Here is a 22,973-nt window from a genome sequence, read left to right as displayed (position 1 = left end):
GCGTTCGGCGTGGGTGATGACCCATGCGCGAAGCAGCCCAGAGGGGCGCGCCGGCGACGCCTGATCGAGAACGTCATTCGACAACCGAAGGGAACGACATCCCCATGTCCTTCGACTACAAGATCCGCGACATCAGCCTCGCCGAGGCCGGCCGCCACCAGCTGCGCCTCGCCGAGCACGAGATGCCCGGCCTCATGAGCCTGCGCGAGGAATACGCCGAGTCGCAGCCGCTCGCCGGCGCCAAGATCGCCGGCTCGCTGCACATGACCGTCCAGACGGCCGTCCTGATCGAGACCCTGACGGCGCTCGGCGCCGAGGTCCGCTGGGCGAGCTGCAACATCTACTCGACGGACGACGCCGCGGCCGCCGCCGTCGTCGTCGGCCCCGACGGCACGCCCGAGGACCCGAAGGGCGTCCCCGTGTTCGCCTGGAAGGGCGAGAGCCTCGAGGAGTACTGGGCCTGCACGAACGAGATCCTCACCTGGTCCGGTGACGACGCCCCCAACATGATCCTCGACGACGGCGGCGACGCCACGATGCTCGTGCACAAGGGCACCGAGTGGGAGAAGGCCGGCCAGGTGCCGCCCACCACCGAAGCCGACTCCGAGGAGTTCAGCGTCTTCAAGGCCCTCGTGCGCTCCACGATGGCCGACGACCCGCAGAAGTGGACGAAGGTCGGCGAGCGCATCAAGGGCGTCACCGAGGAGACGACCACCGGCGTGCACCGCCTCTACGAACTCGCGCGCGCGGGAGAACTGCTGTTCCCGGCGATCAACGTCAACGACTCCGTGACGAAGTCGAAGTTCGACAACAAGTACGGCACCCGCCACTCCGTCATCGACGGCCTCAACCGCGCCACCGACGTCCTCATCGGCGGCAAGGTTGCCGTCGTCGCCGGCTACGGTGACGTGGGCAAGGGCGTCGCCGCCGCCCTCGCCGGACAGGGCGCCCGCGTCGTCATCACCGAGATCGACCCCATCTGCGCGCTCCAGGCCGCGATGGAAGGCTTCCAGGTGACGACGATGGACAAGGCCTGCGAGTACGGCGACATCTTCGTCACGACGACCGGCAACTTCGACATCATCACCGCCGACCACATGGCACGCATGAAGAACAAGGCCATCGTGTCCAACATCGGCCACTTCGACAACGAGATCGACATGGCCGGCCTCGCCAAGATCCCCGGCATCGAAAAGGTCGAGATCAAGCCGCAGGTCCACGAATGGACGTTCGACAAGGGCGCCGACGACGAACGCTCCATCATCGTGCTGTCCGAAGGCCGCCTCATGAACCTCGGCAACGCCACCGGCCACCCCAGCTTCGTCATGTCCAACTCGTTCGCCAACCAGACGATCGCCCAGATCGAACTGTGGACCAACGGCAACGCCTACACCGACAAAGGCAAACCCCTCGTCAAGACGCTCCCCAAGCACCTCGACGAAAAGGTCGCCCGCGCCCACCTCAACGCCCTCGGCGTCGAACTCACCGAACTGCGCAAGGACCAAGCCGAATACATCGGCGTGGACGTTGCCGGCCCGTACAAGCCGGAGCACTACCGCTACTGACCGCGCGCAAGCGCGCGTCAGTAGCGGGAGTGCTCCGGCTTGATTCTCTCTGGCGCGTCTTGTGGCCGGGCCCTGGCGGGCCCGTCTCACTGCGACACGCGGGCCGTCCACGTTGCGACGTGGTACGGCCCGCAGGATCCGGAACGTGCCGATGCTGGCCGGCTCGCAAGCTCGCCGGTCCAGTCTCGGCGCGTTCCGGCTCCGATCCTGTTCGCCGCGTCTTCCGGCTCGGCCCGGGGGGCCTCGCTCGGTGCGACACGGAGGCCGTCCACGTTGCGACGTGGTGCGGCCCGCACGATCCGGAACGTGCCGATGCTGGCCGGCTCGCAAGCTCGCCGGTCCAGTCTCGGCGCGTTCCGGCTCCGATCTTGTTCGGCGCGTCTTCCGGCTCGGCCCGGGGGGCCTCGCTCGGTGCGACACGCAGGCCGTCCACGTTGCGACGCGGTGATGCCCGCGTGGCTGTCGCCGTTTCACCCGTGAGGCGTGCACAACTGCGATTTGCGGTCACATTCGCAATTCCTGTCCACCTTCGAGGTTCTCGTCCACCTGTGCGAATCACGTCCACATTCGGCCAGACAGAACGCACGCGCAGGCAGAGTGGCAACGAACGTCCCCGGGGACGGCAGGACGCGCGAAGAGGTCCGGGGAGGGCCCGCGGGCATGTGTGACAATGAGCCGAGGACGGCGCCCCACCGGGCGCACGCGCCGCACGAAGGAAGGGGCCCCCACGTGATGAACCGTGTGCTGATAGTCGACGACGACCCGGCACTCGCCGAGATGCTCGGCATCGTTCTGCGCGGCGAGGGCTACCACGTCACCCACTGCGGCGACGGCACGTCAGCACTCGCCACGTTCCGCGACGCGAAACCCGACCTCGTCCTGCTCGACGTCATGCTGCCCGGCAAGAACGGCGTCGAAGTGTGCCGCGCCATCCGCGCCGAATCCGACGTCCCCATCGTCATGCTGACCGCCCGCACCGACACCCTCGACGTCGTCGCCGGCCTCGAAGCCGGCGCCGACGACTACGTCAACAAGCCCTTCAAACCCGCCGAACTCGTCGCCCGCGTCCGCGCCCGCCTGCGCCGCGGCGACGCCGAACCCGAAACCGTCACCATCGGCGACCTGACGATCGACCTCGCCGCCCACTCCGTCACCCGCGACGGCACCCCGATCTCCCTCACTCCCCTCGAGTTCGACCTCCTGCTCGCCCTCGCCCGCAAGCCATGGCAGGTGTTCAGTCGCGAAGTGTTGCTGGAACAGGTCTGGGGTTACCGCCACGCCGCCGACACGCGCCTCGTCAACGTGCACGTCCAGCGCCTGCGCGCCAAGGTCGAGAAGGACCCGGAGAGGCCCGAGATCGTCGTGACCGTGCGAGGTGTGGGATACAAGGCCGGTGCCAGCACACCCGCCACCTGAGGCACCCCGCAGCGTCCTACGACGCGCCTACGACGCGTCCCGCCGCGCAATCAGGCGCCTCGTCGCGTTCTGCGTGCGCAGCTGGCGACGCAGCCTGCACGTGCGCGTCATCAGCCTGACGATGCTCATGGGCCTCACCGTCGTCATCGCCGTCGGATCCCTCATGTACCAGGGCATCGCCGACGGGCTCGTGCGCAGCAAGACCGCGTCCGCGCAACAGATCGCGCTGAGCGAGACCGCTGACGTCCAGAGCGCGTTCGACGCGACCGACAAGACCGACATGACGACGCTCTACAACCTCTCGCGTGACTCCGTGCAACGCATCGCGAGCCCGCTCGACGACTCCGCGCGCCTCGTCATCCTCATGCGCGCCAGCGACAACACGCGCCCCGGCATCCCCCTCGTCGCGACGGCCCGTGCGCGCGGCTTCACCCCACCCGCCGACGTGCGCGGCGCCCTCGCCCGCGACCCCGCGCATCAGCAGACGAAGATCATCTCCCTCGACGCGACCGGCCGCCACATCCCCGCCGTCATGGTCGGCTCACGCGTCAGCATCCCCAACGCCGGCGCGTACGACCTGTACCTCATCTTCCCGATGGACAAGGAAGCCGACTCGCTCAGCATCGTGCGCACCTCGTTCGCCGCCGGCGGCCTCGCGCTCATCCTGCTCCTCGGCGCCTGCGCCTACCTCGCGACGCGCCTCGTCGTGACGCCCGTCCGCTCCGCCGCGCACGTCTCCGAGCGCCTCGCCGCCGGCAACCTCGACGAACGCATGCCGGTGCGCGGAGAGGACGACATCGCGCGCCTCGCGACGAGCTTCAACGCCATGGCCTCGAGCCTGCAACGTCAGATCGGCCAGCTCGAGGACCTGTCGCACCTGCAGCAACGCTTCACCGCCGACGTCTCGCACGAACTGCGCACACCGCTGACGACGATCCGCATGGCCGCCGACATGATCCACGACTCACGCGGCGACTTCGCGGCGCACGTCGCGCGTTCTTCCGAACTGCTGTCGAAGGAGCTCGACCGCTTCGAGTCGCTGCTCGCGGACCTGCTCGAGATCAGCCGATTCGACGCCGGCGGCGCCGTGCTGAGCCGCACACCCACGTCGATGCGCCAGCTGTGCGCCGAGGTGAACGACATGCACGCGCAGCTCGCCGACAAGCTCGGCTGCCGCCTCGTGCTCGACGCGCCGAACGACGTCACGATCGACGTCGACCGCCGCCGCGTCGAGCGCATCCTGCGCAACCTCGTCGCCAACGCCATCGAGCACGGCCAGGGCCAGCCCGTCGTCGTGACGTTGCGCGCCAACTCGACTGCCGTCAGCGTCAGCGTCCGCGACTACGGCATCGGACTCAAGGAGGGCGAGGCGGACAAGGTCTTCGACCGGTTCTGGCGCGCCGACCCCGCCCGCGCCCGCACGACGGGCGGCACGGGCCTCGGATTGTCGATCTCTCTCGAGGACGCCCGCCTGCACGACGGTTTTCTCGAGGCGTGGGGCGCACCCGGCGAGGGCTCCTGCTTCCGGTTGACGCTGCCGCGCGTGCAGGGCGTCGCCATCGCCGCGAGTCCGGGCCCGCTGCAGCCCGGCCTCACCGCGAGGACGAAACAGATCTCGAGCGGCACGATGCGCACCTCCGACGGCGGGGCACGCCTGGCGTCGGGCTACCCGGTCGCGATCGATGCGAAGAAGCGCTCGAACGCGCTGCCCCAGGTCATCGACGGTGAGGGCGCCGTCGACGCCGAGGACCCACGATGAGCCCGCGACGCAGGCCGCCGCGAGCCCTGGTGGCCGTGGCTGCCGCGGCGAGCGTGTTCGCGACCGCCGGGTGCGTCGGGTTGCCCTCGACGTCGAGCGTCGCGCCGGGCAAGGCCGTCGACGCGAAGGACGACAGCGAACCGCTCGCCGTCGAGCCGCTGACGGCGTCGGCCTACGACGATCCGCGCCAGATCGCGACTGGTTTCCTGCGCGCCCAGATGTCCGCGCACGACGACTACCAGGCTGCCCGCACCTTCCTCACCGGCGACGCGAGCCGTCGCTGGAAACCGGGCACCGCCGTCACCGTCTTCGCGGGCGACAGCGACATCACGGCCACCCGCCCCGACACGACGACGGTGCGTCTCAGCGTCCCCGTCGTCGCGACGATCGACGCCGATGGCCACCTCGTGCGCCAACCGTCGACGACCCGCCGCGACCTGCGCTTCACGGTGAGTTCCACGGCCGGGGGATGGCGCCTCAGCCAGGTGCCCGACGGGCTGGGCGTGTGGATCAGCAGCACGGACGTCGCGCGCCTGTTCAGCCGCGTCAACGTGTACTACCCGGCCGCCTACGGACGCTCGCTCGTACCCGACCCGCGCCTGCTGCCGCGCCAGGGTCTCGCGACGGCGCTCGCGCGCGCGGCGCTCTCCGCCCCACCGCAGTGGCTGCGCCCCGCCATCGCGACGAGCCTGCCGACGGGGACGGCGCTCGCCGTCGACGCCGTGCCCGTGCGCGACGGCGAGGCGGACGTCGCGCTCTCCAGCCGCGCGAGCGCTGCCGACAACCCCGCGCGCGCCGCGCTGTGGGCGTCGGTGACGGCGACCGTCATGCAGGCGCCGGAGGTGCGCTCGGTCTCGGTGCGCGTCGGCGGGGCGCGCCTGGAGACCGACAACCTGCCCGCGCAGGTCAGCGACGCGAGCCAGGTCGGCTACTCGATCACCGCCGACAGCCTCGACGAGGTCATCTCCCGCAGTGGCGCCTACCTCGCCTGGACGCACGCCCGGGCGAACGACTCCGTCTCGGGCACCGACGCCCGCGCGGCGCAGGGACGCCCCGTGCTGCCCGCGGTGCCGGCCGACTGGTCGTTGCTCGCCGCCGGCCAGGGCGGGCGGCAGATCGCGGCGATCTCGAAGGACCGCACGTCGGTACGACGCTGGCTCAACGGCACCGACGTCACCGTCCCCGATCTCGGAAACCAGCTCGTGCGTCCCGCGTTCGACAGCTCCGGATGGTTGTGGGTGGCAGGCCGCACGTCGTCGGCATCAACACCGTCGTCGCAGGCGTCCAGGTCGAAGAGGACAGGCGACACCTCGAGCGCCGCGCTGTGGGCGCTCGACACGACGTCGACCTCGCCGACGCGAACACCCACAGCCCTCGACGTCCCGTGGCTCGGCGCGTCCTCCGTCACATCGCTCAGCGTGTCGCCCGAGGGCTCCCGCGTCGCTCTCACCATCCGTGACGGCGACGACGCGCGCGCCGTCGTCGCAGCCGTCGAACGCGACGAGCGCGGTCGACCTGTCTCCCTCGGCCCGGCGCACGACATCGCGCCGGGCGTGCACGACGTCAAGGACGTCGTGTGGGCGGACGGCACGTCCCTCGCCGTCCTCGGCACGAGCGACGGTCTCCTGCAACCGACCCTCGTGCCGCTCGACGACGCCCCGGTGCCCCTCGGCGGCGTCACGGGCGCGAGCAGCCTCGTGTCTACTCTCGACGGGCGAAGCGGCCTGTTCGTGCGAACCGACGCGAACACCGTCTTCACGCGCCAGGGCTCCTCGTGGAGCAGTTTCCTCACCCGGGGCGACCTCATCGCCCCGCGATCCTGACACCCGTCTCCGCTTGGGACGCCGTCGTTCGGCGCGCGCCGAACGTGCTCGTCGCTCTGGATGAGGTGGTCGAAAGCGCGCCGGACAGCGTGGGCCGAGACTCCGTCGTCCACAACCGGTGACGGCTGTGGCCCGGGGGAGCGCTGCGGCGCACCCTCGTCCACAGGGGCGAGCGCGTGTCGGTGGTGACGTCGTCGCGCGGGCGGCATCATCGCGGGTGTGCCCCGCCAGTCTCGCGACGTCGGCGCCCGGCTCACGCCGCCGGTCGCGTGGGTGAGGGGCGCGCTGCGTGACGTCGTCGATCTGGCGTGGCCGTCGAACTGTCTCGGCTGCGGCGCATGGGGCCCGAGCTGGTGCGCGACGTGCGACGCCGGTCTGTGCCGTGAAGCGTTCACGGTGCGAGCCCATCACGCCCCCGAACTCGACGTCGCCGTCGCTACGGCGTTCGACGGGCCGTTGCGCGAGGCCATCACGGCGTTCAAGGATCGTGGACGCAGCGACGGCCTCGACGTCCTCGTGCGCCTCGCGCGCCGCTCGCTCGCTCGCGCACTCACCGACGCCACACTCGAAGATGCCGCGCTGGGCGCGCGGCCATCGGCCGGCGCCGGGCCACTCGTCCTCGTGCCCATTCCGTCCCGGGCCGCGGCCTACCGTGAGCGGGGACGCTTTCCGTTGGGCGAACTGTGCGACGCCGTGTGTCGGGGCACCAGCCTCGTCAGCGGACGGAGCCTGCTGCGGCACCGCGATCGGGGCGTCGCGGATCAGGCGCGGCTGACTCTCGCCGAGCGACGCCGCAACGTCGAAGGGGCCTTCAGGATCGAGCCGCGGACGGCGGAGCGTCTCGTGCGCGCCGGCGCGCGCGTCGTCCTGTTCGACGACGTCGTGACGAGCGGCGCGACGCTCGCCGCGGCGCACGCGACGCTGGAACGAGCGGGCGTGCGGGTCGTCGCCGTCGCGGCGCTCGCGGCGACGCCGCACGAGCCGAACGCCCGCTCGGCAGGCTGACCGCGGGACGATCACACCCCGCCGGCGCCCGCAGCGGGGGCGGCCGGAATCGACCGTTCCCGAACCCTTCCCCGGGCGTCGATGGGGGGTTAGGTTGGAGGACATCGAACAAGCATCCCCGCAGGAGGTGGTGGCGCGCACGAAGCGGCTCCCGACGCCTGCAGCCGGGCTGACGGGGCCGATTTCTCACCGAAGTTTCTCTCGATCCGAGGAGTCGATTTCCATGGAGATCACCGTGACCGGCCGACACGTCGAGGTTCCTGCCCGCCTCGCGCGACACGTCGAGGACAAGCTGGCCAAGGTTCCGCAGCTCGACCCGCGCGTCATGCGCTGCGACGTCGTCATCACGCACGAGCCGAACCCGCGCCGCGCCAAGGAGGCCTACCGCGTCGAGGTGACGTGCCGCTCGAAGCGGTCCGTCGTGCGCGCGGAGGCGTCGGCGGACGAGGAGTACGCGGCCCTCGACCTCGTCATGGGAAAGCTCGGTGAGCGATTGCGCCGCCAGCACGACCGTCGTCGTATCCAGCGCGGCCAGCACCGCACGATGTCCGTCGCGGAGGCGACGGCGGATCTGCCGGTGCTCGAGATCATGCCCGACACGCGCGACGACGCGCCGGAGGCCGCCCAGCTCGGTGAGGATCCGGACTGCCCGGTGCAGCTGCGCGAGAAGGTGCACGCGAGCGCGCCCATGGACGTCGACGAGGCCCTGCGCGAGATGGAACTCGTCGGCCACGACTTCTACCTCTACCAGGACAAGAGCAGCGGTCGTCCGAGCCTCGTCTACCGCCGCCGTGGGTGGAGCTATGGAGTGATCCACCTCGACGTCGTCGACGAAGCACCGGACACGCTGGAGGAGACAGCCTGAGCAGCGCGCCCGATGACGCCGGGCTGCGGGTGCGTCACGGACCGCCCGCCGCCCGGCGAACGCGCCCTGACGCCTCCATGGGGTCGGGTTCGTGCACGCGAGCGCTCTCGTCCAACAGGCTCGAACGATGAACGTCGCCGGCGCGCCGCGCGACCTTCTCAGGGGTCGCCGACCTGATGCCGGCGTCATCACCGGCGGCCAGGTGCCGTGGCGGTGGTGTGCGCCGCGCAGCGCCGCGGAGCTGCTCGCGCAGCTCGAACACGCCACCCCCGAGCACCTGCTCGTCGTCACCGAGGACGACGACATCCTCGCCACCGCCATCCGCTGCGGTGTTCACGGTGTGCTCGCCGAGGTGCCCACGCCACTCGACGAAGCGGCGCTCGCCCGGATGTTGCGTGCCGACGAGCCGTACGTGGCACCCGAGCGAGCGGCTCAGGTGTGGGCGGTGGCATGCGCCCTCGCCCGGGCGCCCCACCCGACGTATGCCCTGTCCGCGCGCGAACGCGAGGTGCTCGACCTTGTGGCTCGTGGCCGCTCGAACCGCAGCATCGCCGCGACGCTCTTCCTGTCGGAGAACACCGTGCGCAACCACCTTGCCCGGATCTATCGCACGCTCGGGGTGTCCTCGCGCGCCGAGGCGCGCGCGCTGCTGCGTCAGGCGCCGGGGGAACAGGCAACCGCAGACGCACCCGACCCAGCGGACTCTGACGGGGCGGCGCCGCCGCTCACCCATTACTCTTAGGGGAACTGTGCCCGCGCGTCGGGCGCCACCTCGCGTGAGGGCCCGTGAGAACGGCCCGTCGCCCGAGGTGATCGATCAACGATTTACGGAGTCTCGCGTGCCCAAGGTTGTCGAACGTGTTCTGCGCGCTGGCGAAGGACGAACGCTCAAGAAGCTCGAGGCGATCGCCGCTCAGGTGAACATCGTCGAAGAGGATTTCGAAAAGCTCACCGACGCCGAACTGCGGGAGGAGACCGACCGGTTCCGCAAGCGACTCGCGGACGGGCAGAGCCTTGATCAGATCCTGCCCGAGGCGTTCGCCGCCGTGCGCGAGGCGAGCAAGCGCACGATCGGCAAGCGTCACTTCGACGTGCAGATCATGGGTGGTGCCGCGCTGCACATGGGCAACGTCGCCGAGATGCGCACCGGTGAGGGCAAGACGCTCGTCGCGACACTGCCGAGCTACCTCAACGCGATCGAAGGCAAGGGCGTCCACGTCGTCACCGTCAACGACTACCTCGCCGAGTACCAGTCCGAGCTCATGGGCCGCGTGCACCGCGCGCTCGGGCTCGAGACGGGCTGCATCCTGTCGTCGATGACGCCGGCGCAGCGCCGAGACGAGTACAACAAGGACATCACGTACGGCACGAACAACGAGTTCGGCTTCGACTACCTGCGCGACAACATGGCCTGGTCGACGGACGAGCTCGTGCAGCGCGGCCACAACTTCGCCATCGTCGACGAGGTCGACTCGATCCTCATCGACGAGGCCCGCACGCCGCTCATCATCTCCGGCCCTGCCGACGCGGCGACGAAGTGGTACGTCGAGTTCGCCTCGATCGTCGAGCACCTGACGCGCGCGGAGAAGGGCAAGGACGGCAAGATCACGAAGCCGGGCGACTACGAGATCGACGAGAAGAAGAAGACCGTCGGCCTGCTCGAGCCGGGCATCGAGAAGGTCGAGGACCTGCTCGGCATCGAAAACCTCTACGAGGCGCAGAACTCGCCGCTCATCGGCTACCTCAACAACGCCATCAAGGCGAAGGAACTGTTCAAGCGCGACAAGGACTACGTCGCGATGAACGGCGAGATCCTCATCGTCGACGAGCACACCGGCCGCATGCTCGCCGGACGTCGCTACAACGAGGGTGTGCACCAGGCGATCGAGGCCAAGGAAGGCGTCGAGATCCAGAACGAGAACCAGACGCTCGCGACGGTGACGCTGCAGAACTACTTCCGCATGTACGACAAGCTGTCGGGCATGACGGGTACGGCCCAGACCGAGGCCGCCGAGCTGTACCAGATCTACAAGTTGGGCGTCGTCACGATCCCGACGAACAACCCGCCGCAGCGCGTCGACCAGCCCGACCGCATCTACCGCACCGAGGACGCGAAGTTCCGTGCCGTCACCGACGACATCGCCGAGCGTCACCGCAAGGGCCAGCCAGTCCTCGTCGGTACGACGAGCGTCGAGAAGTCGGAGCGCCTGTCGGAGCTGCTGCGCAAGAAGGGCGTCGCGCACGAGGTGCTCAATGCGAAGCACCACGAGCGTGAGGCCGCCATCGTCGCGCAGGCCGGGCGCAAGGGCGGCGTCACCGTGGCGACCAACATGGCCGGTCGAGGCACCGACATCATGCTCGGTGGCAACCCCGAGTTCATGGCCGTCGCCGCGCTCAAGCAGCGGGGCCTCGACCCGGAGGAGACGCCCGAGGAGTACGAGGCGAGCTGGGACGAGGCCCTCGCGAAGGCGGAGGCCGCGGTCAAGGCCGAGCACGACGAGGTGAAGGAACTCGGCGGCCTGTACGTCCTCGGCACCGAGCGTCACGAGTCGCGCCGCATCGACAACCAGCTCCGCGGACGCTCCGGTCGCCAGGGCGACCCCGGTGAGTCGCGTTTCTACCTGTCGCTGCAGGACGACCTCATGCGCCTGTTCAACGCGGCGCTCGTCGACCGGTTCATGTCGGGCTCCGGCATGGACGACGACCAGCCGATCGAGAACAAGATCGTCTCCCGCTCGATCCAGTCCGCCCAGGGCCAGGTCGAGGGCCAGAACTTCGAGATCCGCAAGAACGTCCTCAAGTACGACGACGTGCTCAACCGTCAGCGTGAGACGATCTACGCCGAACGCAAGCGTGTGCTCGAGGGTGACATCGACGGCCAGATGCGCCACTTCATCAACGACACGATCGACACGTACGTCGCGACGGCGACCGCGGACGGTTTCTCCGAGCACTGGGATCTCGAGCGACTCTGGGGCGCCCTCGAGGAGCTCTACCCGATCACGATCGGTCTCGAGGAGCTCGAGGCGGAGCTCGGCGGGCGCGCCGGCATCACGCCGGAGATCCTCGGCGAGGAACTGCGCTCCGATGCGCAGCACGCGTTCGACGACCGCGTCGCCTTCCTCGGTTCGAGCGTTGCGCGCGAGGTCGAACGACGCGTGGTGCTCACCGTCCTCGACCGCCAGTGGCGCGAGCACCTGTACGAGATGGACTACCTCAAGGAGGGCATCCACCTGCGGCAGATGGCTCAGCGCGACCCGCTCGTCGAGTACCAGCGCGAGGGCTTCCAGATGTTCGAGGCGATGACGGAGTCGATCAAGGAGGAGTCCACGCAGCTGTTCTTCCACGTCGACGTCGACCCCGCCGAGGTCGAGGCATCCACGCCCGCACCCAAGCAGGAGCAGCTGCACTTCACGGCGCCCAACGAGGAGGGCCTCGCTGAGGATCACGTCGTCGCCAAGGACGGGCACGTCATGGACGACGAGGAGCAGATGTCGCGCGAACAGCGTCGCTCCGCAGCGCGCAGCCGCAAGAGCAAGGGCGGTAAGAAGCGCAAGCGCTGAGGCGCGGACACGCTCAGATCAGCTCGAGGACGGTGACCTGCCAGCGCCCGTCGACCCCGTTGAGGCGCAGGGCGATCGGCGTCGCACGGCCGTTGACGCGGGCGACGACGGCCGCTTCGACGACGCCGTCGCACGGCTGGCACACCTGAACGCGCCGCACGCCCGTCGGTCCGGGCGCGGCACCGCGACGCAGTGTCGTGCGGTGGCGTCGCTGGATGCGCGCCAGCACGTCCGTGTTCGTGTGCGGCGTGAGCTGCGTCGGTGAGCGACGCCCCGCCAGAGCCTCGACGAGCGCCAGGGCGAAGCGCTGCGTCCACACCCGTGCGTCCGGCAACGCGGACGTCGCCGTGTGCTGCGGGCCGAAGATCTCGTCGTGCTCGCCGCGGTGCGGCAGGCGCTCGCGGCTGACGTCGACCGCGAGGCGCGCGCTGATGGCCGGCACGTCGGCGACGCGCAGCGAGCCGTCGAGCAACCCGCCGATCTCGTGCAGATCGAGTTCACGCGGCATTTCGTGGGCCGCGCGCGGGGGTGCGACACTCGCTCGTTCGAGGGTGAGGGTGGTCATCGGTGGGCTCCGAACGCTGAGGTGGTCGAGACGAAGGACGCAGGAAGGGTGAGCTGCTGGCCGACCTCGATCGTGTCCGGATCGAGCCGCAGCAGCGGGTTGGCCTCGAGCCAGCCCGGCAGGGACGCCGCGACGTCTTCCGCCGGTGCGCCCGGGGCGAGGTAGGACGCCGCGATGCTCCACAGCGTGTCGCCGCGCACGACGACGTGCGTCCTGTGTTCCGCGGCCGTGCCTGAACCGCGCGGCGTGCCCAGCACGATGGCGGACAGCTCGTTCGAGGTACTGAACGGATCCGGCGTCCAGCCGGGACGCGGCACCGCTGGCTGGGGCGTGTCGGACGTGGCCGAGTCGGATGTGCGTGCCTCGGACGGGGCCGACACGGACGCTGGGGAACCGAACGCGGGGGAGTCGAGGTCAGGGGCGTCGAGGTCGGGGTTTTCGAAGTCCGGGGCGTCGACGTCGGGGGCCTCGCGGTCGGGCCAGTGCGAGCTGGTTGTGCCAGACGCAGGTGCCGCGCCCGAGGGAGTGGCGGCCGCTGGCGAGACCGCCCCGGAAGGGGCCGCTGCGTCGGTGACAGAGGCCGAGGCGGGCGGCATCACCTCGGCCGAGACGGAGAACGACGGGCGCGGCGCGGGTTCGGCGGCCCCGGCCGACTGCGCGCCGACGGTGATGAGTGCCGCGACGGCGAGGAACAGACTCGCCGTGCGGGTTCTCGACCCCGTCGCGTCCGCCGTTACCGGTGCAGAGCGCGCCACGACAGAGCGCGAATCGCAGACCTGAACTCGGACGAGCGCCGATCGGCCACACTCGAGGTCGCCCGCCACGAGCAGCCGTGCCTCGCACCGCAGGTCGAGGGCAGAGCGAAGACTGAGCCACGCCAGGCGGGCCAGCGCGAGCGTGAGGACGGCGCCCGCGGCGACGCCGATGACGTCCTCGCTCGTCGCGCCGGGCCCGGGCAGCGCCCGTCGGGTCGTGACGGCGACGGCCACGGCTGCTGTCGCGAGCAGCGGTGCGCTGAGGCCCGCCAGGATGCCGGCGCTCCTCAGCTGCTGCGGCGTGACAGGTGTGTTCGAGGGGTTCGACGTGCTCGCCCTGGTCGTCGTGATCATCGCGTTCCGCCTTCGTCGTCGCGTCATGCGCCTCGGCGCGACTCGTGTCGCCGCCGATCAACATCCATGACGAACGATGACGTTCAGTGACGTGTGATGTCGATGAATGCAATGTAACGACACATCGTGTCGAGTGGGGGCGTGGAAGATGAAAAACTTTTTTCGCCCGTCCGAGCTCCTCGCTGCTCTAGCGTCGAGCCATGCGAATGGAAAGATTGCTGGCCGACCTCGAGGCTGCCCAGGAGGCACAGGAACGTGCCGAGGCGCGGGCAGAGGTCGCTGAGAGCGTGCGCGTCGAGCACGCCGGCGTCACGCTGGTCGACCGGCTGCGTGCCGGGATCGGCAGTGTCGTCGCACTGAGCGTCGGCACCGAGACTCTGCGCGGGCACCTCCTCGACGTGGGGGAGGGCTGGCTCGCTCTCGATCGTGACGGCGTGCATGCGGTGCACGGTGTCGACGACCTCGTGCGTGCCGGGCTCCGTCTCGTGCCCGTCAGTGCGATCGCCTGCGTCAGCGGGCTGGGGCGCCCCCACGTCGCGGCCGACGGTTCGTCGATCGGACGCGGATGGAGCAGCGTGCTGCGTGCCATGGCGCGTTCACGTGCCCCTCTCGCCTGGCATCGCCTCGGCGGGCACACGATCGTCGGGACGATCGACGCGGTGAGCGCCGATCACGTCGTCCTCACCCCGGCGCGCGGCGCGGCGAGTCTCGTGCTCCCGCTCGCCCATCTCGCGTGGATCGACGTCAACGCCAGCGGACGCTGAGCCGCTGCCGCTGACTGAGTTCACACCTCACGCCGGCCCCCCGAGCAGGTGATCAGGCGCGCGTGGACGAACGTCGAGCCCTCAGAAGTCCTCGCCCATTCCGCCGGCGGCGACGGCGGATCGCGTTGCGGCGTAGGCGCGTTCGATGTAGCGCTCCACCTCGGCTGCCTCGACGCGCCACTGGTTGTTGATCTTGATCGCCGGCAGCTCACCCGACTTGACGAGTCCGTAGACCTGCCGCGCCGAGACGTTGAGGGTCTCCGCCACGTCGGCGATCTGGACGAAGCGCTGCGCCATGGGGTGCCTTTCGACGGGTGCGGAGATTCTTACCAAAACCTGACGATCATTCTAGGCGTCGGGCCCGCTCGCCCGCGTGACGATGGATCTCGGCTGTGGACGAACGAGGAGGAACATCGTGGGTGAGCGTGGGGTACGCAGGTTGAAGGACGTCTCGCCGGGGGCGCAGGCGGCGCGGCGGTTCGTGCCGACCGGCATGAAGGACGTGCGCTGGGTCGTAGGAATCGTGCTGCTCGCCCTCGGCGTGCTCGGCACGTTGCGTGTCATCGGCTCGTTCGACGATTCGGTGCAGGTGTGGAGTGCGAAGAGCGCCCTCGTGCCTGGTCAGCGCCTCACCTCGTCCGACCTCGTGCCGACGAGGGTTCGTCTCGACGATCGCGGCGGGCAGTACCTGTCGAGCGCGACCCAGCCGGGCGGCGTCGTCCAGCGCGCCGTCGGGGCCGGGGAGCTCGTGCCGAAGAACGCCGTCGGGGACGCCTCCGGTGTGACGGTTCGCGCCCTGTCGGTCAACGTCGAGCGCGGGCAGGCCGACGTCATCCGCGCCGGCGGGGACGTCGAGGTCTGGGTTTCGGACAAGAAGGAGGGCGCCGGCTCGACCGGCTTCGACAAGCCGCACCAGAGCGTCGAGCGGGCCCTGGTGTCGCACGTCGGTTCGCGCAGCGGCGGTGTCGTCGCCGTCGCCGACGGCTCGCCCGTCGAGATCCTCGTCCCGCGCGAGTCGTTGCCGGCAATGATCGATGCCGTCAACTCGGGCGCGCGCATCACGCTGGTGCCGCTCGACTCGGCGGCCCGCTCGTGACGACGATGACGGTGTGCACCGTCGCGACCGCGATCTCGGCGCGTCTCGAGGCGCGGTTCGCCGAGGAGCTCGCCTCCGTCGAGGACGCGACCCTCGTGCGGCGCTGCGCCGATGTCACCGAACTACTCAGCGCCGCCGAGTCGGGCGCCGTCACCGTCGCCGCGATCAGCCCTGATTTCCCGGGCATGAACGGCAGCGTCGTCGCGGAACTGACCGTGCGGGGTGCGTCGGTGCTCGGTGTCGTCTCAGCCACATCCGCTCTGGACGCTCGCCAGTGCGAGGCGTGGTCCCTGCGACGGACCCACGTCGTCGGATCGGGCGAGCTGGAGCAGGCCTTCGAGACCCTCGCGCACACCGGCCCCGCCGAGCACGAGCTCTCGGCCGCCGCAGAACAGGCCGAGACGAGCCTGGCCACCGACGGGCCCGATGACGGCGCAGCGGCCGCGTCATCGCCGACGAGCACCACCGTCGTCGTGTGGGGCCCGCCCGGCGCTCCGGGGCGCACGACGTGCGCCACCCATCTCGCGCAGGCCCTGAGCGAGAGCGGGCCGACGCTGCTCGTCGACGCCGACACAGTCGCGCCGTCCTGCTCGGCGCATCTCGGGCTGCTCGACGAGGCACCCGGCGTGCTCGCGGCCGCGCGTCTCGTCGATGCGGGCACCCTCAACCTGCACCAGTTACGTTCCATCGCCGCGCACGTCACGCCCGGCTTCGACGTGCTCACCGGCATCGGGCATTCCGGGCGCTGGCACGAGCTGACCCGATTTCACCTCGGCCGCGTCCTCGATCTCGCCGCCCAGCACTACCGCTGGGTCGTCATCGACGTGGCGGCCGAGGTCGAGGCCGACGAGAGCCTGCTGTTCGACACCGTCGCTCCCTCCCGGGTCGGGGTCTCGAGTGAGGCGTTCGCGCGCGCCGACCACGTCGTCGCGCTCGCCGGCTGCGACCCTGTCTCGCTGCAACGGTTCGTGCAACACGCGCCGGCGATCATCGACCTGCACGACGACGTCCGCGTCGTCGTGTCGAAGGCCCGCGAACGAGCGGTCGGCGGGAGCGCCTCGTCGGTCGTCGCGGACGCGTTGGAACGCTTCCTCGGTGTGCGACCCGTGGCGGTGCTGCCCGACGTGCGCGATGCGCTGGACGCCGCGGTGCTGCGCGGAACCCTGCTCGAGGGCGCTGATGGCGCACCGTACCTCGCCGCCGTGCGCGATCTCGCGAGCGAGCTGGGCGCCGACGTGGCACCGCATGCGACGCGTCGTCGTCGCGCATGGCGGCGCCGCTAGGCTCGAGGCGTCGCCCCACCGCTCGAAAGGCTTTCCGATGACTCGCCTGTACTGCCCCGTGACCGCTGACGGTGTCGCGGCGCTCGCCACCTCGGCTCTGACGGTGGAGGCGGCGTTCGCCGTCACCGACGACGTGCGCGCGCTCGCCCCGCACGGCGACGAGGAACTGCACGAGCACATCGCGACGCAACTCGCAGCCGCAGGCTGTGCCGGGCGCCGCGTCGTCGTCGTGGTCGTCGACGTGCCGGACGCTCGAGTGAGGCCCGCGGCCTCCACCGGTGGCGGCGCACTCCCCGGCCGCGTCGTCGTGGCAGGCGACGTGACGCTGCGCGATGTCGCGTGCTTCCTCGTCGGCGACGAGGGTGAGCAGGTGAGCGACGACGCCGACCTCGAACTCAGTTGGTACGACGCGAGCGAGATCGACGCGGTACGCGCACTGCTCTGAGCGGCCCCCGGCGGAGCGTGCCCGCGCTCAGCGCAGGGCCCGCGTGTCACCGCAGCGATCGAGGCAGCGCACGAGCGCTCGTTCGGTGCGGGCCGCCGCGTCGGCGGCCGCCTCACGAGAGCAGCCGGGCCGTGCGAGCGCGGCAGCCACCCGCGCGTAGCCGTGGGCGTAGGTGGAGACGACGCGCGCGAGGCGCCCCACCGCGTCCGCGCAGGGCAGCGCTGCCGTGGACGCGAGCTGTGGGTGCGTGCTCACGAGGTCGCGGATCGAGCGTTCGACGTCGAGCAGATCGTCACGGCTCGTGGTCAAGGAGCGGCCGCTGCCGGGCAGCGTGCCCTCCTCGACGGCGCGCCGCAACGTCACCCCCGCGCGACGCGTCGTCGCCCCGGCGATATGAGGCAGCTCGGGCGCGCGGAACGGTGGCGGGGGAGCGGTGGCCAGCAGCGCCGTCGCGGTGTCGCTCAACTGATCGCTCAACGCCTCGACGACGAGATCGAAGCGTTCACCGCTGCACACCGCCGCAGGCTCGAACGTGACGTCGAGCAGTCGCAGCGCAGCCCGGGTGAGCTGCGGGGCGACGTCCGTGGGTGCGGCGGTGAGTGATTCCATGAACCCCACCGTAGGCGCCGGCACCGACAACGTGCCGAGCCCGAGCCCCCAGCTTGTGGACGACGACGCGAGGCGTCCTGGCGCGTCGGTGAAGTCTGCGACACCGAAGGCCGTCGACGTCGCCGGGGCGCGTTAGAGTCGACGGCAGCGGTACAGCGTCGTACCGCCCGTCGCTCTGCCAGGAGAGGTCATGTCTGCCGAGGCTCCAACGCCTGCTCTGTCCGACGTCGAGGCCCGCACCGGGGTCGCGCTCGAGATCGTCCAGGGGGTGTTGGGCGACATCCCTCCGGCCGAGCTGGCCGGCAAGTCGCTCGACCACCTGGCCTGGGTGGTCGAGGGCCAGATGCAGGCCGCGCAGCGCCGCGCCGGTGCGCACTCGATCGTCGAGGTCGAGGGGGATCTGCCCGCCTCCCTCATCGACGACGCCGTCGAGCACGGGGGCGTCAACCGTCTCACTGCGGGCGCCGTCATCCGCGTCGTCACGGACGACATGCCGTTCGTCGTCGATTCGATCGTCGCCGCCGTCACCTCGCGTGGCGCCGGCATCGGCGACCTGCTGCACCCGCAGATGGCGGTGCGGCGCGACGCCTCGGGGCAGCTGTGCTTCGCGCGCCGCAGCGGTAAGCGTCCCGGCGCGGTGCGCCTGCCCGGCCAGACCGACACGGTGCCGGAGGGCCAGCGCGAGAGCGAGGAGTCGTGGGTCTACCTGCACATCTCGCCGCTGGGCGACTTCACGGGCGCCGACGAGATCGAGCGCACGATCAGCGACGTCATCGACGACGTGCGCGCCGCCGCGAACGACTGGCAGCGCATGCGCGACCAGGCGCTCGCCATCGTCGACGACCTCGGAGCCAACCCGCCCGTGTCGGTGCCGGAGTTCGCGACGGCCGACGTGCGCCGCTTCCTCACCTGGCTCTCCGAGGACAACTTCACCTTCCTCGGCTATCGCGAGTACGCCCTCGACGTCGTCGACGGCGAGGACGTGCTGCGTCCCGTCGACGGCAGCGCCCTCGGCATCCTGCGCTCGGCCTCCGACGCGCCGCGCGGGTTCGAGCGGATGACGCCGCAGAGTCGCGCCGCGGCGCGTTCGCCGCAGCTGCTCACGCTGACGAAGGCCAACTCGCGTTCGCGCGTGCATCGTGACGCCTACCTCGACTACGTCGGCGTGAAGACATTCGACGAGGCGGGCAACGTCACCGGCGAGCGTCGCTTCCTCGGCCTGCACACCGCCCGCACCTACGCGGCGTCGCCGTCGAGCATCCCGATCGTCGCCGAGCGCGTCGCCAAGGTGATCCGCCGGGCGGGCTACTCGCCCGACTCGCACTCGGGCCGCGACCTGCTCCACGTGCTCGAGAGCTACCCGCGCGACGAGCTGTTCCAGACCTCCTCGGAGCGCCTCTACGAGATCGCCACGGAGGTCGTACGCCTGCAGGCGCGCCGTCACGTCGGCGTCTTCCTGCGCAATGACGACTACGGCCGCTTCGTCGCCGTCCTCGTCTACCTACCGCGCGATCGCTACAACACCCGCGTGCGCGAGGCCATTGCTCAGCACCTCGCCCAGGCGTACGGCGCGGAGACGGTCGACTACACCGCCCGCGTCACCTCCGAGGCGCTCGCACGCATCTACTACACGGTGCGCCTGCCGCGTGGGACGGCGATCCCGGACGTCAGTGCGGACGACATCCGCGCCGCCGTCCTCGAGGTGACGCGCACGTGGAGCGAGCGCGTCACGCAGGCCGCGCACGCGGAGGAGGGGCTCGCGGACGTCGATGCCCGCCAGCTCATCTCGACCTTCGCCGACGGGTTCCCGGCCGGTTACTCCGACGACTTCACCCCCCGTCAGGCCGTCGCCGACATGCGCCGGCTCGAACGCCTCGGTGACGACGACGCGGCGCTCACGCTGTACGGCACCGACAAGGTCGACTCGCGCGAGCGACGCCTCAAGATCTTCCGCAACGAGCCGCTCATGCTCACCGAGGTATTCCCGATCTTCACGAACCTCGGCGTGCAGGTCTCGGACGAGCGTCCGTACACGCTGACGCGCGCCGACGGCTCCACCTGCCACGTCTACGACTTCGGCCTTGTCGCCGATCGCACGGCGATGTGGGGCAACACGCCGCAGGAGAGCGCGCGTCGGCGCACGAACGTCATGGAGACGGTGCTCGCCGCCTGGCGCGGACAGGCCGAGAACGACGCGCTCAACCAGCTCGTCCTCGCGGCCGGGTTGTCGTGGCGTCAGATCAACCATCTGCGGGCGCTCGCGCGCTACATGCGTCAGATCGGGTTCTCGCTCAGCTACGAGTACGTCGTCGCGGCGCTGCTCGCGAACACGGATCTGACGTCGCTGCTCGTGCGCCTGTTCGAGGCGCGCTTCGACCCCTCCCTCGACGCCGACGAGCGAGAGGCGCAGACGCAGGCCGTCCGCCAGCGCTTCGCCGACGGTCTCGCGGATGTCGCGAGCCTCGACCACGACCGCATCCTGCGCACACTCGAGGGCGTCATCATGGCGATCGTGCGCACGAACGCGTACACGCCGAAGTTGCTCTCCGGTGAGTGTGCGGAGCTCGTGTTCAAGATCCGCTGCGCCGACGTTCCCGGCATCCCCGCGCCCGTGCCGATGTTCGAGATCTGGGTCTACGGCCCGAAGGTCGAGGGTGTGCACCTGCGCTTCGGGCTCGTCGCGCGCGGCGGGCTGCGCTGGAGCGACCGTTTCGAGGACTTCCGCACCGAGATCCTCGGCCTCGTCAAGGCGCAGATGGTCAAGAACGCCGTCATCGTGCCGACCGGGTCGAAGGGCGGTTTCGTCGCGAAGCAGCTGCCCGACCCGGCGGATCGCGAGGCATGGCTCGCCGCGGGCGTCGAGGCCTACGAGGCCTTCATCGGCGGTCTGCTCAGCGTCACCGACAACCGTGACGGCGACACGATCATCGCGCCGCAGGACGTCGTGCGCCACGACGACGACGACCCCTACCTCGTCGTCGCCGCCGACAAGGGCACCGCGACGTTCTCCGACAAGGCCAACGCCGTAGCGCGTCGCGAAGGCTTCTGGCTCGACGATGCCTTCGCCTCGGGCGGTTCGAACGGCTACGACCACAAGGCGATGGGCATCACCGCCCGCGGCGCATGGGAATCGGTCAAGCGCCACTTCCGCGAGCTCGGCCACGACACGCAGAGCGACGACTTCACCGTCGTCGGCGTCGGCGACATGAGTGGTGACGTGTTCGGCAACGGCATGCTGCTGTCGGAGCACATCCGACTCGTGGCCGCCTTCGACCACCGTGACATCTTCATCGACCCCAACCCGGACGCTGCCGCGTCGTATGCCGAGCGGCGCCGCCTGTTCGAGCTGCCGCGCTCGTCGTGGTCGGACTACTCGCGCGACCTCATCTCCGAGGGCGGCGGCGTCTTCTCCCGCTGGGCCAAGCAGATCAAGCTGACACCGCAGATCCGCGAGGCACTCGGCGTCGACGACGGCGTCGAGACGATGACGCCGAACGATCTGATGCGCGCGGTGCTGCTCGCCCCCGTCGACCTGTTCTGGAACGGTGGCATCGGCACGTACATCAAGGCCTCCGACGAGACGAACGCCGAGATCGGCGACCGTGCCAACGACGCCGTGCGCGTCGACGGTCGCGACCTGCGCGTGCGCGTCATCGGTGAGGGCGGCAACCTGGGCGTCAGCCAGCGCGGGCGCATCGAGGCCGCACAGCACCGCGTCAGCGTCAACACCGACGCCATCGACAACTCGGCCGGTGTCGACACGAGCGACCACGAGGTCAACATCAAGATCCTGCTCGCCGACGCCGTGCGCGACGGTGCGCTCGCACTCGAGGAGCGCAACGAGCTGCTCGCCTCGATGACGGACGAGGTCGGCTCGAAGGTGCTGCGTCACAACACGGACCAGAACACGCTGCTCGGCAACGCTCGCGTGCAGGGCCCGCAGATGCTGCACGTGCACCGCCGGCTCATCGCCGACCTCGAGTCGGACGGCTTCCTCGACCGCGAGCTCGAGTTCCTGCCCGACGAGGCCGAGATCGATCGGCGCCTCGAGGCCGGCGAGGGGCTGACGTCGCCGGAGTTCAGCGTGCTGCTCGCGTACTCGAAGCTACGGCTGAAGAACGAGGTCGGCGCGAGCGAGCTCGTCGACGACCCGTGGCTCGTGCGTGAGCTGCTCGGCTACTTCCCCGAGGCGCTGCGTGAGCCGTACGCCACGACGATGGAGAACCACCCGCTGCGGCGCGAGATCATCACGAACTCGCTCGTCAACGGCCTCGTCAACCGCGGCGGCATCACCTTCGTCCACCGCGCGGTCGAGGAGACGGGCGCCCGGGCCGAGGAGATCGTCAAGGCCTTCGTGGTCGCGCGTGAGGTGTTCGACGCGCAGAGCTTCATCGACGACGTCGAGGCGCTCGACCACGTCATCAGCACGCAGGTGCAGTCAAGGCTGCTGCTGCGTCTGCGCCGCCTGCTCGACCGGGCGACGCGCTGGTTCGTCCACCACGAGGTGGAGCACACGCCGATCGAGACGCTCGTCGAGCGCTACCGCGGACCCGTGCAGCAGCTGTCGCCGAAGGTGCCCGACCTCGTCGTCGGCGTCGGGCGCGAGAAGTTCGAGGCCGAGGTCGACCAGCTCGTCGGCGAGGGCGTCCCGACGGCGCTCGCGCGACGTGCGGCGGCCCTGCTCGACGACTTCGTCCTGCTCGACATCGTCGAGCTCGCGCGTGACCTCGGTGAGGACGTCGAGGACGTCGCCGCGGCGTACTACTACGGCGGCGCCCAGATCGGCCTCGGCCGCATGCTCGACGCCATCGCCGAGCTGCCGCGTGACGACCGCTGGGACGCGCTGGCGCGCGGCGCCGTGCGCGACGACGCGTACGCGGTGCTCGCCGACCTCACACGGGATGTGCTCGCCGAGTCGGAGGCATCGCAGACGACGCAGGAGCGCTGGCAGCAGTGGGCGCAGCGCCACTCGCTCGCCGTCGAGCGTGCCCGCGCCGCCGTGACGGGCGTGCAGAACTCGGCGGCCCGCCTGGCCCCGATGTCGGTGGCGCTGCGCACGATGCGCTCACTGACGCGCGCTGCGGCAGGGGAGCGCGACTGAGCGCG

General features: G+C 70.4%; 18 protein-coding genes. 14 read left to right on the top strand and 4 right to left on the bottom strand.

Annotated elements, in window-relative coordinates; genetic code table 11:
• The first annotated feature begins 104 nt into the window (after nucleotides 1–104).
• The 8 genes from ahcY to secA all read left to right on the top strand — a co-directional run bounded on the left by ahcY (nucleotide 105) and on the right by secA (nucleotide 11,996).
• Nucleotides 105–1,565 carry an adenosylhomocysteinase gene (ahcY, locus tag J4Z35_RS07695; RefSeq protein ID WP_074040674.1) on the top strand — a complete coding sequence of 487 codons (1,461 nt, stop codon included), beginning with the start codon at nucleotides 105–107 and terminating at the stop codon, nucleotides 1,563–1,565.
• A 729-nt stretch (nucleotides 1,566–2,294) separates the two neighbouring features.
• Nucleotides 2,295–2,981 (top strand): MtrAB system response regulator MtrA, encoded by a 687-nt coding sequence (mtrA, locus tag J4Z35_RS07690; RefSeq protein WP_115297234.1) that lies wholly within the window; start codon nucleotides 2,295–2,297, stop codon nucleotides 2,979–2,981.
• The gene (gene mtrB / locus J4Z35_RS07685; protein WP_074040675.1) at nucleotides 2,959–4,740 is read left to right on the top strand and encodes an MtrAB system histidine kinase MtrB; all 1,782 of its coding nucleotides are present in this window, start codon (nucleotides 2,959–2,961) and stop codon (nucleotides 4,738–4,740) included. Before mtrA ends, mtrB begins: the two co-directional genes overlap by 23 nt.
• A complete protein-coding gene (locus J4Z35_RS07680; protein WP_083603936.1) occupies nucleotides 4,737–6,563 on the top strand; it encodes an LpqB family beta-propeller domain-containing protein in 1,827 nt (608 codons plus the stop codon). The genes mtrB and J4Z35_RS07680 overlap by 4 nt, the downstream gene beginning before the upstream one ends.
• Nucleotides 6,564–6,782: 219 nt before the next feature.
• Complete coding sequence (locus J4Z35_RS14840) at nucleotides 6,783–7,568, top strand: phosphoribosyltransferase family protein (protein ID WP_171969870.1); 786 nt, start codon at nucleotides 6,783–6,785, stop codon at nucleotides 7,566–7,568.
• Between the two features lie 223 nt (nucleotides 7,569–7,791).
• A complete protein-coding gene (gene raiA / locus J4Z35_RS07670; RefSeq protein ID WP_038568925.1) occupies nucleotides 7,792–8,433 on the top strand; it encodes a ribosome-associated translation inhibitor RaiA in 642 nt (213 codons plus the stop codon).
• Nucleotides 8,434–8,560: 127 nt separating this feature from the next.
• Nucleotides 8,561–9,175 carry a response regulator transcription factor gene (locus J4Z35_RS07665; RefSeq protein ID WP_074040677.1) on the top strand — a complete coding sequence of 205 codons (615 nt, stop codon included), beginning with the start codon at nucleotides 8,561–8,563 and terminating at the stop codon, nucleotides 9,173–9,175.
• 97 nt (nucleotides 9,176–9,272) lie between these two features.
• On the top strand, nucleotides 9,273–11,996 hold the full coding sequence (gene secA, locus J4Z35_RS07660) for a preprotein translocase subunit SecA (RefSeq protein WP_074040678.1): 2,724 nt from the start codon (nucleotides 9,273–9,275) through the stop codon (nucleotides 11,994–11,996).
• A gap of 13 nt (nucleotides 11,997–12,009) precedes the next feature.
• Here secA and J4Z35_RS07655 read toward each other — a convergent pair whose 3' ends face one another.
• Together J4Z35_RS07655 and J4Z35_RS07650 are read right to left on the bottom strand one after the other, a co-directional pair.
• On the bottom strand, nucleotides 12,010–12,561 hold the full coding sequence (locus tag J4Z35_RS07655) for an Rv3235 family protein (RefSeq protein ID WP_074040679.1): 552 nt from the start codon (nucleotides 12,559–12,561) through the stop codon (nucleotides 12,010–12,012).
• On the bottom strand, nucleotides 12,558–13,670 hold the full coding sequence (locus J4Z35_RS07650; protein ID WP_167539849.1) for a LysM domain-containing protein: 1,113 nt from the start codon (nucleotides 13,668–13,670) through the stop codon (nucleotides 12,558–12,560). The genes J4Z35_RS07655 and J4Z35_RS07650 overlap by 4 nt, the downstream gene beginning before the upstream one ends.
• A 200-nt stretch (nucleotides 13,671–13,870) precedes the next feature.
• Between J4Z35_RS07650 and J4Z35_RS07645 the strand changes: the two genes are divergently transcribed.
• Nucleotides 13,871–14,434 (top strand): hypothetical protein, encoded by a 564-nt coding sequence (locus tag J4Z35_RS07645; protein ID WP_131941312.1) that lies wholly within the window; start codon nucleotides 13,871–13,873, stop codon nucleotides 14,432–14,434.
• An 81-nt stretch (nucleotides 14,435–14,515) separates the two neighbouring features.
• On the opposite strand, the gene J4Z35_RS07640 is transcribed toward J4Z35_RS07645, so the two are convergent.
• Entirely contained in the window at nucleotides 14,516–14,731 is a 216-nt protein-coding gene (locus tag J4Z35_RS07640) for a helix-turn-helix domain-containing protein (RefSeq protein WP_006945776.1), read from the bottom strand.
• A 118-nt stretch (nucleotides 14,732–14,849) separates the two neighbouring features.
• On the opposite strand from J4Z35_RS07640, the gene J4Z35_RS07635 reads away from it, so the two are divergent.
• The 3 genes from J4Z35_RS07635 to J4Z35_RS07625 are packed head-to-tail and all read left to right on the top strand — an operon-like array spanning nucleotide 14,850 to nucleotide 17,258.
• Complete coding sequence (locus tag J4Z35_RS07635) at nucleotides 14,850–15,530, top strand: SAF domain-containing protein (protein ID WP_006945788.1); 681 nt, start codon at nucleotides 14,850–14,852, stop codon at nucleotides 15,528–15,530.
• Entirely contained in the window at nucleotides 15,527–16,813 is a 1,287-nt protein-coding gene (locus tag J4Z35_RS07630) for a ParA family protein (RefSeq protein WP_062258536.1), read from the top strand. The genes J4Z35_RS07635 and J4Z35_RS07630 overlap by 4 nt, the downstream gene beginning before the upstream one ends.
• Nucleotides 16,814–16,850: 37 nt before the next feature.
• Entirely contained in the window at nucleotides 16,851–17,258 is a 408-nt protein-coding gene (locus J4Z35_RS07625; protein ID WP_143181265.1) for a hypothetical protein, read from the top strand.
• A gap of 27 nt (nucleotides 17,259–17,285) precedes the next feature.
• Here the strand turns inward: J4Z35_RS07625 and J4Z35_RS07620 are convergent, their stop codons facing one another.
• On the bottom strand, nucleotides 17,286–17,867 hold the full coding sequence (locus tag J4Z35_RS07620) for a hypothetical protein (protein WP_038568913.1): 582 nt from the start codon (nucleotides 17,865–17,867) through the stop codon (nucleotides 17,286–17,288).
• Between J4Z35_RS07620 and J4Z35_RS07615 the strand changes: the two genes are divergently transcribed.
• Nucleotides 17,866–18,003 carry a hypothetical protein gene (locus tag J4Z35_RS07615; protein ID WP_165584067.1) on the top strand — a complete coding sequence of 46 codons (138 nt, stop codon included), beginning with the start codon at nucleotides 17,866–17,868 and terminating at the stop codon, nucleotides 18,001–18,003. The genes J4Z35_RS07620 and J4Z35_RS07615 overlap by 2 nt on opposite strands.
• Nucleotides 18,004–18,057: 54 nt before the next feature.
• Complete coding sequence (locus J4Z35_RS07610) at nucleotides 18,058–22,968, top strand: NAD-glutamate dehydrogenase (protein WP_074040682.1); 4,911 nt, start codon at nucleotides 18,058–18,060, stop codon at nucleotides 22,966–22,968.
• Nucleotides 22,969–22,973: the final 5 nt, after the last annotated feature.

Origin of the sequence: Dermacoccus sp. NHGro5 (assembly GCF_017565385.1) — a bacterium.
Lineage (GTDB): Bacteria > Actinomycetota > Actinomycetes > Actinomycetales > Dermatophilaceae > Dermacoccus > Dermacoccus nishinomiyaensis.
Note: the sequence above shows the minus strand (reverse complement) of the source record. Positions and strands in the feature narration are given on the sequence as shown.